Below are 14,650 nucleotides of genomic sequence, written 5' to 3'. Positions count from 1 at the left end.
TGTCATTTCCTTTTATTTTTTCTTATTGGTTGTCTTATCAAGTTTTTAGCACCCATTATTTTAGGCCTTAAAGTCATTTCCCACCAAGGTACCCGTATCCATACATCCTGAAAATCATGATTTTTCACAGTAGATAGATTTAGCATATATGGAACTCCAAAGGATCTTATACTCATAAGGTGTATAAGCGTAAGAATAAGGCCAAGTAAAAAACCATATATTCCAAGAATAGAGGTTGATATTATTAAAAGGGTTCTCAAAACCATTGCTGCTCCTACCATACTGATATTTAATAGTGATAATATTCCCGTCAAAGCAGTTATAATTATAATAATAGGGCTTACAAGTTTAGCTTCTACTAGCGCCTGACCTATTACTAGTGTACCTACAATATTAATTGCCTCACTTACTGATGCAGGCATTCTTACACTTGCTTCTCTTAATAAATCAAATAGTGCTAGCATCACAATCAATGATAGAACAGTAGGAAAAGGTACACCTTGCCGCCCGGCGGAAATACTTAATAGTAGCGGCGTAGGCAGCATTTCCTGATGAAATGTCACCACTGCCAAATATAATGAAGGAATTGACACTGAAAAGATAGCAGCTGTAATTCTAATAAATCTATTAATAGAAGCAAAAATATAATTATTATAATAATCCTCGCTAATCTGGGCTACTTCAGCAATTATAAAAGGCGCTGTTAATGCAAATGGACTTCCATCAACTAAAATAGCAATTCTACCTTCCAACAGCTTTCCTGCAACAGCATCTGGTTTTTCACTATAACCTACTGTTTCAAAGGGCGAAAATGGTGCGTCCCTTATTAGCTCCTGAATATATCCTGAATCAAGAATTCCATCTAATTGAATTTGGTCTAAACGCTTTTCAACCTCTTTTAATATCCCTTCTAAGGCTACTCCCTCAATATAGCAGATACAAACCCTGGTATGCGTTCTCTCACCAAGTTCTTTAAATTTAAGCTTTAAATCTGGAGTTCTTATTATACGTCGAATTAGAGATATATTTACATTAATTGATTCTGTAAAACCAGCTCGCGGTCCTCTAACAGACCTAGATGAATCTGGCTCTGTTATAGCTCTTCCTCCATAGCCCCTTGAAGCTATAATTAGAACTTTTTCATATCCTTCCAATAAAAAAATTGTATCTCCAGATATTAAAGAATCTAGTATTATATTAATATCTTCTGACATAATAACACCATTTACTGCAATAACTTTATCTTGAATATCTTGTAAAAGGTTGTCACAACTTATTCCTTCAGATAAATTATTTCCCAAAATAGGTTGTATTATATTTTCATTTATCAATTCATTGTCTACCATTTCTTGAAAATAAATTACACAGCATTTTGCAGCAGACAAGTATTTATTTTCAAGTCTTCTGATAACTAACATTCTGTCATCAGGGAAAATATTTTTAAATGCTAAAATGTTATTTTCAAGAGATTTACTTAAAGTTAATGTACAACTAATATTCATCTCAATATCAGATTCCTTTCATTCTCCTGTCTATTATTGGTTTACTTAAATATAATTTCTTTATGACTTGTTACCTATTATTTGTAACTTTAATTAATAATAAACATTCTTTTAGTTTTTAGGTAATATTCCACAATAAAAAAGAGATACCAATAATACATATTTACGTATTACTGACATCTCTTTTTTGTTATTTTAATCATCACTATTCTTCAAAAGTAAATTAAGTTCTTCTAACCCGCAGATGATTTTTTCAATATCTACAGAATTAGAATTATTTATAGAACCACATATTAATTCTTGAGAAAACCTCTTCTTAATAGCACATATATCATTATTTTTCTTAAATTCTTCAGAAATTGATAGATTTACAATTCTGCGATTATCTTTAGGTATTTCTCTAATTACAACCCCTTGTTTTGTAAGTCGATCCACTATACCTGAGACTGTACTTTTTGTTAATCTCATATGGTTACTTAACTCGTTAAGTGTTATAGATGGTGTTTCATGTAGTTGGAATATAACAGCAAGTTGAGGTGAGGTAAATCCATATTGCTTTGCAACTTTTTCAAACCTGCTTTTAAAATTTCTTTGAACACTTCTATACATGTTAAGTATTCTCTCAACTTCCTCTTCTCTTAATTTATTGTTCAATAGCTACTGTACCTCCTTTGTCTTGTTGCTCTTTTACTTTTTTACTGTCACGCATAGATAAGGTTAAAAGTATGGCTACAATTACTATGGCAGCAGTTACAGCAACAGAATAGGCCATAGCATCCATTGCAGCTTGCCCTTGAACCATTTTAGTTAACTGGGACACTGCCATTCCTTTAGAAGTTCCCTGCGGCAAACCTGCATGCATGTATGTCTTTGTTAGTAAACCTATAGTATCATTAGATGTCTTATTATAAGTAGTTATTTGTTCTGCCAGTTTTGAATAATTATAGTCTGTTTTTGATTGTATAAGTGTGGTCATTATAGTTATACTAAGGGAACCTGCTATCTGTCTTATAGTGTTATTAAGAGCTGAGGCCTTTCCAACCATCTCCCTTGAAACGGCATTCATCCCTACAGTACTAATTGGCATCATAGCAAGCCCTAACCCTACAGATCTTATACAGCTAATAAGTACTATTGTCTCTTTACTGGAATTCAAATTTATGGCCGTTGACAGATCATAAGAACTTATAGCTAGTATTATGAGTCCAGGTATAACAATTGGCTTTGCTCCAAATTTATCGAAAAGACTACCACTTATAGGCATCATGACTCCAACAACTAATGCAGAAGGCAGCATAATAAGACCTGTTTGCATAGCAGTATACCCTCTTACGTTTTGTAAAAATAGAGGCAATACATATGCGCCACCCATTAAAGCCAAGGTTAAAACAGAACTTATAACTAAGCTAATGCTAAAATCAAATAGCTTGAGAACCTTTAAATCTAATAAGGGTTCTGGATGAGTAAGTTCATTTACTACAAATAACACAAGACTTAAACAACCAAGTGTCATTAAAATTGGGTTTTCGATTTTTCCCCAATCTATTGAAGAACCTTCTCCAAGAACATATAGTACACTAACTAAACCAATTGTAGATGATAAAAATCCTATTACATCAAAGGATTTAAAAGGCTTCTTCTCCGTACCTTCTAATAAAATACCGGCTAATATTACACCAACTATTCCAATAGGAACGTTAACTGTAAATATAAGTCTCCAGTCCATCTTTTCAATAATATATCCACCTAATGTTGGACCTGTGGCAGGAGCTGCCATAGCTGCTATTCCCCAAAAACCAAGAGCAAGCCCAATTTTTTCCCTAGGAAATATCTGATATATTATAGACATTCCTACTGGCATTATCATACCACCGCCAATAGCCTGAACTATACGAAATACTATCATAGTTGTATTGCTCCAAGCAAATCCACATAATAGTGATCCTAATGTAAACATTGCCAGGGCAAACATATATATTTTTTTAGGTCCAAAAATCTCCTGCAAGTATCCTGTTAATGGTATAATTGCTCCAAGGGCAAGTGTATAAGAAGTTAATATCCATTTTGCATCATCCAGTGGTACCCCAAAAACTGCCATCATCTTAGGAAGAGCTATGTTAACTATACTACTATCTAGTATAGACATAAAAGTACCTATTATAACTACGCTTAAGGCCAACCAACTATTTAATAAGCTGCTTTTCTTCTCTTCCATTATAACATCACCTCATTACTTAATGTGAATCTTAACAACTGCATTAGTTCCTGGAAGGATTTTATTATTAAACTTATCAAGTTGAATTTTTACAGGCACCCTCTGAACTACCTTTGTGAAAGTACCACTAGTTGAGGCTGGAAGTAAGGATAGTGCAGAATTTGTTGCTTCTCCTATTGACTTAACCTTTCCTGTAAACTTTTGTGATCCGAATTGATCTATAGTTATACCAACTACTTGTCCAACTTTCACTCTACCAAGCTTTGTCTCCTCTATATTAGCACTTATATAAAGATTATTTGGGTCTACTAAAGTAAACATCGTTTGACCTGATGACCATAACTCTCCCACTGTACCTTGTTTCTTAACAACTATACCGTTAATTGGCGATCTCACTAAAGATTGATCTACACTTGAATCAGGAAGATTATTCATTTCTTGACGAGCTAGTATTTGATTCTTAGTAACTGTCTCTCCTTCTTGAACATTAAGTTCTAGTAACTTTCCAGAAATTTGAGGAGTTACGCTAACTAAGTCTGCACCAACTCTTGCATCTTCTGTTGATACGTAATAAGTATTTTGGTACCAGTAATACGCCCCTATTCCTCCTAATGCTGCTACAATTGCTATTAATATTCCAATAATTAGCCCTTTACGCTTATCTTTCATATTAAAATCACCTACCTCTTTATTTTTTCAATCCAATTTGTGCGAACATCCCTGGTTTTAATAATGCCTTTGGATCTTCTATACTTACTTTAACTAATATATTTCTGCTTTGATCATTTAACTTTGAGTTTATAACAGTTATCTTTCCTGTAAACTCTTTATCTGGTAATTCTGATACCTTAATAACTACATCTTGTCCCTCTTTAAGATCATTAATAATTTCTAAAGGTGCATATGCATTTACACATAAAGCTTCAGAGTTAACTATTGATAAGAGTTTTGCTCCAGCTCCTGCTAATTCTCCTACGTTAATGTTTTTTGCACTTACAGTACCTGAAATAGGTGAAACAATAGTACCATTATTGAGTGCTGTCTGAGCAACCTTTAAAGCCGCTTCAGCTTGGCTAACCTGTGCTTGATAGACCTCTATACTAGATCTTGTAGGTCCATTATTTAACATATTTAACTGCTCTTGTGCGTTTTTTTGCTGAGCCTCTGCCGCTGCAAGCTGCTGCTGTGCTGTGTCAAGCTGCTGCTGAGCTGCTGCTCCTGTATCAACTAAGGCCTTTATACGATCATAATTCTTTTTAATCACAGCATAATTTTCTGCTGCACTATCTAAAGTAGCTTGTGCTGATGCAACTTGTTCAGGACGTACACTATTTTGAGCATTTGCTAAACTTGCTCTTGCTGTATTTACCGCTGCTTGGGCCTGTTCCACCTGTGCCTGCAAATCCTGTGTATCCAATTTTATAATTACATCACCTTGGTTAACTTTTGAGCCTATATCAACAGTTATTTCTGAAATCCTAGCTGATATTTTGGAAGTTATATCTGCCTGGGTATTCGCTGCAATTTTTCCTCCCATTATAAATTGATTACTATTGTTTTGTTGTATGCTTTTAGTTGTTTGTTTATTGTCTTTTGTACTAGTTACACCAGAAGCACCACAACCGGTTAAAAGTATTGCTGTAACTAAACAAAATAAAGCAGTTTTTTTCATTTTAAGCCTCCCTTATAATTACAATGTTCAATTTTTAATATACTAGATTATTTAGATGATAAAAGAATTTCTATGTGCTACCTATATCTAAATTTAGTCTCTTTTTATGCAAACCATTCTCACACATATTGTTCGTTTATCAGCATTCCTCATTATATATTAACTTTTTGTAAATTTCAACAACAAATCATGTGATTCAACGTGATTTGCAGATGTTTTCATGTGATTTTATGTCGAAAATTCTCATTTTATTGGTAATTATAGTTTCATCTATTAAAACATATTAATATACAACTTTAACCATGGGTTATTATGTCATATTAATATCAGAATGGAGATATAACATAAAAAAGAAGTATATAGTTTGTACTAATTTTAATCCAAACTACATACTTCTTTTTAATATTTATCTTAGAATACCCCTTTAATACCATACATGTCTAACTAAAAATCAGTGTCCTTCAAAAGTAAATTGAATTCCTCTAAGCCATCTATAATTCTTTCCATATTTATAGAGCTATTATCCTCAGAATTAAGTACTAAGTCTTTTATGAATTTTTTCTTTATATTATATATGTCATTATTTTTTTTAAATTCTTCAGAAATTGATAGATTTACAATTCTACGGTTATCTTTAGGTATTTCCCTAACTATAATCCCTTGTCTATTTAAGCGATCTACTATACCGGAAACCGTACTTTTTGTTAGCCTCATATGACTACTTAACTCATGAAGAGTTATAGCTGGAGTTTCATATATCTTGAATATTACACTAAGCTGTTGTGCCGTCAGACCATATTGTTTTGCAAGTTTTTCAAGCCTAACTCTAAGATTCTTCTGAATGTTTTTATTTATATTAAATATTTTTTCAACCTGTTCTTCTCTTAGTTTATCATTCAAGAACTGCTGCTCCTCCTTCATTAAGCTTTCCCTCCACCTTTGGTTTTTTTACTTTCTTATTGCTTCTCATAAGTAGAGTTAATAGTATAGCTACAACTACTATAGCAGCAGTTACAGCAACAGAATATGCCATAGCATCTAAGTATGCCTGAGCTTGAATCATTTTAGCTATCTGGGATAAAGCCGACACCTTGGCAGTTCCCTGAGGCAGACCTGAATGCATATACATTTTTGTCAATGTGCTTATAGTATCATTAGCAGCTTTGTTATAGATAGTTATCTGCTCTGATAGCTTTGAGTAGTTATAATTTGTTTTTGACTGTATAAGCACTGTCATTATAGTTATACTAAGGGAACTTGCAATCTGTCTTATAGTATTATTAAGAGCGGAAGCCTTTGGAATCATTTCTCCTTTTACAGCATTCATTCCTACAGTACTAATAGGCATCATGGCAAGCCCCATTCCAATAGACCTTATACAAGAAATAAGCATTATTGATTCTTTAGTTGAATTCATATTTATAGCTGTTGAAAGTTCAAAAGATGAAACAGCTAATATAATAAGTCCTGGTATAACTACTGGCTTTGCTCCCAATTTATCAAAAAGGGCTCCACTTACTGGCATCAAAACTCCCATCACCAGTGCAGCTGGCAGCATAATAAGTCCTGTTTCCATAGCTGTATAGCCCCTTACATTTTGTAGGAATAAGGGCAGTACATAGGATCCTCCCATTAGTGCTAAGGTTAAAACAGAGGTTATAACTAAACTTACACTAAAATCAAATAATTTAAGAACTCTTAAATCTAGTAGAGGATCTGGATGGGTAAGCTCATTTACTACAAATAGCACAAGACTTAAACATCCTACAGTCAATAATATTGGGTTTTTTATATCTCCCCAGTCTATTGTTGACCATTTTCCAAGAACATATAGTACACTTACTATACCTATTGTAGAAGATAAAAATCCTATTATATCAAAAGACTTAAATGGCTTCCTAGGTTCATCTTTCAACAGAAGTATAGCTAATATTACACCTATTACTCCTATAGGAAAGTTAACACTAAAAATAAGTCTCCAGTCCATTTTTTCTATAATTAATCCACCTAAAGTTGGCCCTATAGCCGGTGCTGCCATAGCTGCTATACCGTAAACTCCAAGTGCAAGCCCTATTTTCTCTCTAGGGAATATGGAATATATTATAGCCATTCCAACAGGCTGCATCATACCTCCACCAATAGCTTGGAATACACGGAAGGCTATCATACTTGAGTTGCTCCATGCAAATCCACATAAGGCTGATCCGATTGTAAACATCGCTAATGCAAAAGTATATACCTTTTTAGCACCAAATATTTCTTGCAAATATGCTGTTATAGGAATAACTGCTCCCAGTGCCAAGGTGTAGGCGGTCATTACCCATTTTATATCATCTAGAGATACTCCAAAAACCGACATCATCTTAGGGAGGGCAACATTAATTATACTACTGCTTAATATAGACATAAATGTACCAATTATGATTACGCTCATCGCCAGCCAAGCATCTAGTGACCCTTTATTATTTTCTTTCACTACATGTCACCTCGTTACTTAATATGAATCTTAACAACTGCGTTAGTTCCTGGAAGTATCTTATTGTTAAACTTATCAAGTTGAATTTTTACAGGTACCCTCTGAACTACCTTTGTGAAGGTACCACTAGTTGATGCTGAAAGTAATGATAGTGCAGAATTTGTTGCTTCTCCTATTGACTTAACCTTTCCTGTAAACTTTTGTGATCCAAATTGATCTATAGTTATATCAACTGGTTGTCCAGCTTTTACCTTGCCAAGCTTTGTCTCCTCTATATTAGCACTTATATAAAGATTGTTTGGGTCTACTAAAGTAAACATCGTTTGCCCTGATGACCACGACTCTCCCACTGTACCTTGTTTCTTAACAACTATACCGTTAATTGGTGATCTCACTAAAGATTGATCCACACTTGAATCAGGAAGATTATTCATTTCCTGGCGAGCTAGTATTTGATTCTTAGTAACTGTCTCTCCTTCTTGAACATTAAGTTCTAGTAACTTTCCGGAAATTTGAGGAGTTACGCTAACTAAGTCTGCACCAACTCTTGCATCTTCTGTTGATACATAATAAGTATTTTGATACCAGTAATAAGCTCCTATTCCTCCTAATGCTGCTACAATTGCTATTAATATTCCAATAATTAGCCCTTTACGCTTATCTTTCATATTAAAATCACCTACCTCTTTATTTTTTCAATCCAATTTGTGCGAACATTCCTGGTTTTAATAATGCCTTTGGATCTTCTATACTTACTTTAACTAATATATTTCTGCTTTGATCATTTAACTTTGAGTTTATAACAGTTATCTTTCCTGTAAACTCTTTATCTGGTAATTCTGATACCTTAATAACTACATCTTGTCCCTCTTTAAGATCATTAATAATTTCTAAAGGTGCATATGAATTTACACATAAAGCCTCAGAGTTAACTATTGATAAGAGTTTTGCTCCAGCTCCTGCTAATTCTCCTACATTAATATTTTTTGCACTTACAGTACCTGAAATAGGTGAAACAATAGTACCATTATTCAGTGCTGTCTGAGCAACTTTTAAAGCCGCTTCAGCTTGGCTAACTTGTGCTTGATAGACCTCTATACTAGATCTTGTAGGACCATTATTTAGCATATTTAATTGCTCTTGTGCATTCTTCTGCTGAGCCTCTGCTGCTGCAAGCTGCTGCTGTGCTGTATCAAGCTGTTGCTGTGCTGCTGCTCCCGTATCAACTAAGGCCTTTATACGATCGTAATTCTTTTTAGTCACAGTATAATTTTCCGCTGCACTATCTAAAGTAGCTTGTGCTGATGCAATTTGTTCAGGACGTACACTATTTTGAGCATTGGCTAAACTTGCTCTTGCTGTGTTTACCGCTGCTTGTGCCTGTTCCACCTGTGCCTGCAAATCCTGTGTATCTAATTTTATAATTACATCACCTTGGTTAACTTTTGAGCCTAGATCAACAGTTATTTCTGAAACCTTAGCTGATATTTTAGAAGTTATATCTGCCTGGGTATTTGCTGCAATCTTTCCTCCCATTATAAATTGATTACTATTGTTTTGTTGTGTACTTTTAGTTGTTTGCACATTATTTTTAACACTAGTTCCATTAGCTGAACCACAACCTGTTAAAAGCATTGCTATAATTACACAAAATAAAGTAGTTTTTTTCATTTTAAGCCTCCCTTTGCAATATTTCATTACTAAAAACTAAAAGCTACTATGTAGCTTCTGGTTTTACACAAACTATTCTTTTACATATTGTTCGCTTACCAACATTATTAATTATATATTAATTTTTTGTAACTTTCAATGATAATATTGCATATTATAGCAAGATTACTTTATGCATGTTTGTATACGGTTTCACGAGGTAATTTGAGTTATATCCAGGATTATTATTCCAGTGTGAAATAACTGTGAATTACTTTTTAAATTTAAACTAATTGCTGAAACTATTTTCTGAAAATTCTAAACATTAATTGACGAATTTACTTTGAAATATTATAATATATATATATAGCTTTTAGGGGAGCTGATATTATGATTTCTTCTACAAGTAAAAAGATTAACTTAAACGATTACAAAGGATATAATGAAGAATTTATCTACGGAGTAAAAGGAATTGTTAGGTTACCACTTGGAACAGAGCTTATCTATAATATGGCTCGTATGTCTATTGATACTTTCATAGAAGTTCCTTCTACTTTAAAAGTTGAGTGTATTCTGGCAGTAACAGATAAACGAATTATGTTCATTCCCATAAATAGTAATCATGAGCTAATCTCCTTTAATTACGGCGATATAGATATCTTTTTCTATGATCAACTGGTGGATAAGATATATTTACTAAATATAAAGAATAAAAAATTTTTAAGTTTTGTAGAAAAAAAATTAGTCTTCAGAATTTATTCAGGTCAAAAGTCAACAATTAGTAAGATTAATTGTATACTAAAGGAATATATATGTGCGTGAAAATATAAAAAGAGCTTCTTTAAGTTAAATAAAATATATAACTTGAAGAAGCTCTTTTTATATCTTTTTGCTAAATTCCGATTATATTCCCTATTATAATTTAGTATTTATTTAAATACCCATAGCTTATAACCAAGAAAGTTAGTTAATTGGGCTATTAAAGTTACTATCACCTTTGATGTATATACATTGAATTGAAAATTACCTACTAAAATCCTAATAGCTATCAACGTAATTGTAAGTGAGAATAGATTAACTCCAATAAACTGTAAAAACTCATAAGTTATTTTTTTATATCTATTCTTATTTTTAAAGGTCCAATTTTTATTAAATATAAAACTATTGGCAATTCCAAAACTATACCCTGCTATCTGACTCACAACATAATTCACTCCAAATAAACTTTGGAATATTGTAAATACAACAAAATCTATAAGAGTATTTAGTGCTCCTACTAAAGAAAAACGACTTAATTGTCTCGCCTTTTCTAGAAACAGATAACCAGTTAAGTTAACTCCTAATTTCATATTTTTTATCACTCTCTTTCTTAGTTATAAATCTCTGTTGTTCCTCAAATTCTACAGAAGTCTGTTTATACCCGCCTAAACTCACCAGCGCTCTTACATATATTTTCTACTATATCCTTTCTTTTATCCATACTTCCATGATTTTATAATTTAATTTAAAAACTGTAACCAATCTGTAACATTGGCAATATATACTATTATTAAACATTTGTGAACTTTTAATAGTAAATAGCTTTAGTTTCAAAAATAACTAAGGATAACTAAACATATTAATTTAGGAGGATACCTTATATGGACTTTTTCAAAAACATCAAACTTGGAAAAAAGATTGGTTTACTTTCTATCAGTTTCCTAGTATTTTTAATAATAATAGCCTTGGTAGGAGTAAAACAAATCTCTAAAGTTAACTCAATGATTACTGAGTTGAATGATACAAGGCTTGTACCTATTGTGTATCTTGAAACTATAAGATCTGATATTGAGTATATTAGGACTAGGGAGAATAACTTAATGGATCAAACTGATGATGCTTCTAAAAAACCAATACAGGAGGATATTATTTCAACTGTATCTAGTGTAGAAGAAAGATTATCTAAATACAAAGGAGATCCTAATTACAAAACTGTCTTTGAGAATCTCAATGAATTTAAGGCTTCTACCGATACCTTTATAAAGGAAAATGGTATAGGCGTAGTAAGATCACAAGGTACTGATGCTGCTCAAGCTGGACCTCCTACTGAGATGATAAAATTAGATAAGTCAAAAAGTGACTTAATTATATCCCTTAAGGAAATTATTGACAAACAGGTTGCTGAAGCAAAGGGAACTTATGATGAGAGCAAAGCTGTTTATAAGAATACTGTAATTGGATTAATCTCACTTATTATACTGTGTGCTATTTTAACATTAATCTTAGCTAAGGTCATAATATCAGCAGTTGTTCATCCAGTCAGAAACGTTACAGAAAGACTAAAAGAAATATCTGAAAATAATGGTGATTTAACTCAAAGAATAGGCTATGAAAGCAGGGATGAAATAGGAGAACTTAGTTCAGCTTTCGATACATTTGTGGATAAGCTTCATACAATTATTAAGGAGGTTTCCGACTCTGCTGAGATTATTACTACATCGAGTGAAGAATTAACAAAAGCAACAAGAACAACTACAGAATCTCTCGACACAATATCTAGTACTGTTGAAGAAATAACCTCCAGCACTTCAGATAGTGCCGCAGTTTCTGAGGAAACTAGTGGCCATCTTGAGGAAGCAGCTAGATTTTCAGAGGCAACTTCTATTGCTACTAAAAACACCAGGCAAAATAGTAAAAAGGCAAAGGATGCAGCGGAGGAGGGGGCTTCTAAAATATCTGAAATTGTTTCTTCTATAACAAATATAGCATCATCATCACAGGAAGTATCTGTCATGATAAATGAATTAGATCATTCTTCAAAAAAGATTGGGGATATAATTGAGATAATTACAGGAATATCTGCTCAAACTAACCTACTGGCACTAAATGCTGCCATTGAAGCTGCCCGTGCTGGTGAAGCCGGTAGAGGCTTTACTGTAGTAGCAGATGAAATTAGAAAACTTGCAGATGAAAGTAACTCAGCTGCTAAACAGATATCTGATTTAATTCAGGAAAATCAATTAAAATCAGCTTCTGCTGTAGATTCAGTTAATCAAGTTGAAGAAAAGGTATCTCTTGGAGTATCTAAGGCTTCTGAAGTTGGACAAATTATGCAGAACATAATTAAAAATACTCAGGATATTGTTGCTCAAATAGAGGATATTGATAATGCAACAGAAACTAATGCACAAAGTACCAAAGAGATGGAAAAAGCCATAAGCAGTATAGCTACTACTGCCAGCGAAATAGCAGCAAGTACTGAAAATATTAGTTCTAGCATTGAAGAACAATTAAGTACTATGACTGAAATCGAGAAGACTACAGAGAGTCTATCAGATATGGCTAAAAAGTTAAGTAAACTAACTAGTGGATTTAAAGTTTAAACTAACTAATTTTTAATCTTCTATAAATATAAAAACCCCTATTTTTTATGAAGTAATTCTAGTTACTTAATAAGTTCATAAAAGTAGGGGTTTTTAAAGTTTCACAAATAGATGATTTTTGTAACGTTATCTTTTTATATTAAACTAATTTATTATCTGCTGGAAATATGATTCCTGTTTCTTTTCTAGAGATCTCAATAATCTTCATAACCTTTAAAGACTGGCTATATGAATTCACCTCAGATTGCTTTTCGTTGTTTTTTATTAGGTCAATGAATTCCTTAGCTTCGTAATACATTGTATCCTTTAGCTGCGGCACAGATAAATCCTCTACATCACCGTTTCTGTATATAATTTGTACTTTTTCTGTATTATTAATTTTGTCAATTATCATACTACCCTTTTCTCCCTGTATTTCACAAGGAACATGTGAATCTGTTATTTTTGAATACATTATAACCCCATCCATATCTTCATAAGAAAGAACTAGACTACCTTCCCCATCAACTCCTGAAGGCAATTTCAATGCAGTAGATTTTATATCCTTTGGCATACCAAAAAGCCTAACCAGTGGGTGAATGCAATAAGTTCCTATATCCATAATTGCCCCATTAGAAAACTTAAGGTCAAAGGTATTTACAGCTTTTCCTTCCTTATATAAATCATACCTTGAAGAATACTGACAGTAGCTTGCAAAGTATCTTCTTATTTTCCCTAGTTTATGTATATTATTTTCTATGGCTTTAAAATTAGGTAAAAATGTAGTTTTCATAGCCTCCATCAGCAAAACATCATTACTTTTGGCAGTTAGTATCATAGAATTTAATTCACTGACATTAGAAGCAATTGGCTTCTCACAAAGAACATGTTTCTTGTTATTCAAGCATATAATAGCTTGCTCTGAATGAAAAGAGTTAGGGCTTGCTATATACACCGCATCAATGCAATCACTTTTTGCCATCTCCTGTAAGTCGGTAAATACATTTTTTATACCATACCTTTCTGCAAAGGCTCTGCCTCCTTCTTCTGTTCTAGAATAGACAGCATTTAGTTTGAAATCTTCTATTAAACTAGCTGCTTTTATAAATTCATCTGTTATTTTATTAGTACCTATAACTGCAAAATTAACCATACTTAAATCCTCCTAGCGGTTAATTATTTTATTACCATTGACTATATCATAAATTATTATTATCAATGCTAAATATAAAAATAGGCTCAGTTAGAATTTATCCTATTATACTATATCAATAGTCTCATCTTGTAAACATAAAAAAGCTCATCCTTTTATGTTTATAGGATGAGGCTACTAATTTCTATAAATTTGTTCGTTAAAATTAGAAACAACTTTTATATAAGTTCAAATCCTTAGCTTTTTCATGAAGTTCTGCTAATTGCGGTACTATTCTTTTAAAATGAGGTGTATTTCTGTGAAAGTCTAAAGCAGCTTCATCTTTCCATTCTTCTATAAAAGTTAGAATTGTGCTATCGCTAACGTCTTCATAAAGACTATAAGCCACACATCCATCCTCTTTCACACTTTCTTTAATTAACTCAGCAGCTAATTCTTTAAATTTCTCTACCTTGTCTGCCTTAACATAATTTTTGGATACAACTTTAATCATAACAAATTACCACCTTTTAGAAATATATCTTTATTTTAGCATAACCTCTCCAAAAATTCTATTCATTATAATCTAATAGTTTTTAATAAAACTTCATTTATTTAACAACATAAAAAAACACTAAGTATAAACTTAGTGTTTTTTGTCT

Annotated in this window: 14 protein-coding genes; 2 read left to right on the top strand and 12 right to left on the bottom strand. The window is 32.5% G+C overall.

Features of this window, described 5'->3' with window-relative positions; all coding sequences use genetic code 11:
• Positions 1–2: 2 nt before the first annotated feature.
• The 9 genes from N4T77_RS18750 to N4T77_RS18710 form a co-directional block, all read right to left on the bottom strand.
• Complete coding sequence (locus tag N4T77_RS18750) at positions 3–1,502, bottom strand: spore germination protein (protein ID WP_261673394.1); 1,500 nt, start codon at positions 1,500–1,502, stop codon at positions 3–5.
• 195 nt (positions 1,503–1,697) lie between these two features.
• Entirely contained in the window at positions 1,698–2,156 is a 459-nt protein-coding gene (locus N4T77_RS18745) for a MarR family transcriptional regulator (RefSeq protein WP_315903184.1), read from the bottom strand.
• Positions 2,146–3,717, bottom strand: coding sequence for a DHA2 family efflux MFS transporter permease subunit (locus N4T77_RS18740; protein ID WP_261673393.1), 1,572 nt, complete (start codon positions 3,715–3,717; stop codon positions 2,146–2,148). The genes N4T77_RS18745 and N4T77_RS18740 overlap by 11 nt, the downstream gene beginning before the upstream one ends.
• Before the next feature lie 15 nt (positions 3,718–3,732).
• A complete protein-coding gene (locus tag N4T77_RS18735; RefSeq protein WP_261673392.1) occupies positions 3,733–4,386 on the bottom strand; it encodes an efflux RND transporter periplasmic adaptor subunit in 654 nt (217 codons plus the stop codon).
• Positions 4,387–4,405: 19 nt separating this feature from the next.
• Positions 4,406–5,389, bottom strand: coding sequence for an efflux RND transporter periplasmic adaptor subunit (locus N4T77_RS18730; RefSeq protein WP_261673391.1), 984 nt, complete (start codon positions 5,387–5,389; stop codon positions 4,406–4,408).
• Positions 5,390–5,833: 444 nt separating this feature from the next.
• The gene (locus N4T77_RS18725) at positions 5,834–6,310 is read right to left on the bottom strand and encodes a MarR family winged helix-turn-helix transcriptional regulator (protein WP_261673390.1); all 477 of its coding nucleotides are present in this window, start codon (positions 6,308–6,310) and stop codon (positions 5,834–5,836) included.
• Entirely contained in the window at positions 6,282–7,865 is a 1,584-nt protein-coding gene (locus N4T77_RS18720) for a DHA2 family efflux MFS transporter permease subunit (RefSeq protein WP_261673389.1), read from the bottom strand. The genes N4T77_RS18725 and N4T77_RS18720 overlap by 29 nt, the downstream gene beginning before the upstream one ends.
• A 14-nt stretch (positions 7,866–7,879) precedes the next feature.
• The gene (locus N4T77_RS18715) at positions 7,880–8,533 is read right to left on the bottom strand and encodes an efflux RND transporter periplasmic adaptor subunit (protein ID WP_261673388.1); all 654 of its coding nucleotides are present in this window, start codon (positions 8,531–8,533) and stop codon (positions 7,880–7,882) included.
• A 19-nt stretch (positions 8,534–8,552) separates the two neighbouring features.
• Entirely contained in the window at positions 8,553–9,536 is a 984-nt protein-coding gene (locus N4T77_RS18710) for an efflux RND transporter periplasmic adaptor subunit (protein WP_261673387.1), read from the bottom strand.
• Between the two features lie 369 nt (positions 9,537–9,905).
• Here N4T77_RS18710 and N4T77_RS18705 point away from each other — a divergent pair, with 369 nt between their 5' ends.
• Entirely contained in the window at positions 9,906–10,337 is a 432-nt protein-coding gene (locus N4T77_RS18705) for a hypothetical protein (RefSeq protein ID WP_261673386.1), read from the top strand.
• A 107-nt stretch (positions 10,338–10,444) separates the two neighbouring features.
• Here the strand turns inward: N4T77_RS18705 and N4T77_RS18700 are convergent, their stop codons facing one another.
• A complete protein-coding gene (locus N4T77_RS18700; protein ID WP_261673385.1) occupies positions 10,445–10,864 on the bottom strand; it encodes a GtrA family protein in 420 nt (139 codons plus the stop codon).
• A gap of 291 nt (positions 10,865–11,155) precedes the next feature.
• Between N4T77_RS18700 and N4T77_RS18695 the strand changes: the two genes are divergently transcribed.
• Positions 11,156–12,877 (top strand): methyl-accepting chemotaxis protein, encoded by a 1,722-nt coding sequence (locus tag N4T77_RS18695; protein ID WP_261673384.1) that lies wholly within the window; start codon positions 11,156–11,158, stop codon positions 12,875–12,877.
• A 139-nt stretch (positions 12,878–13,016) separates the two neighbouring features.
• Here the strand turns inward: N4T77_RS18695 and N4T77_RS18690 are convergent, their stop codons facing one another.
• A complete protein-coding gene (locus N4T77_RS18690) occupies positions 13,017–14,009 on the bottom strand; it encodes a Gfo/Idh/MocA family protein (RefSeq protein WP_261673383.1) in 993 nt (330 codons plus the stop codon).
• Positions 14,010–14,214: 205 nt separating this feature from the next.
• On the bottom strand, positions 14,215–14,502 hold the full coding sequence (locus N4T77_RS18685) for a putative quinol monooxygenase (RefSeq protein WP_261673382.1): 288 nt from the start codon (positions 14,500–14,502) through the stop codon (positions 14,215–14,217).
• Positions 14,503–14,650 lie beyond the last annotated feature (148 nt).

Origin of the sequence: Clostridium sp. CX1, assembly GCF_025398335.1 — a bacterium.
Taxonomy (GTDB): Bacteria; Bacillota; Clostridia; order Clostridiales; family Clostridiaceae; genus Clostridium_AM; species Clostridium_AM tanneri.
This window is presented reverse-complemented; position numbering and strand designations above follow the sequence as displayed.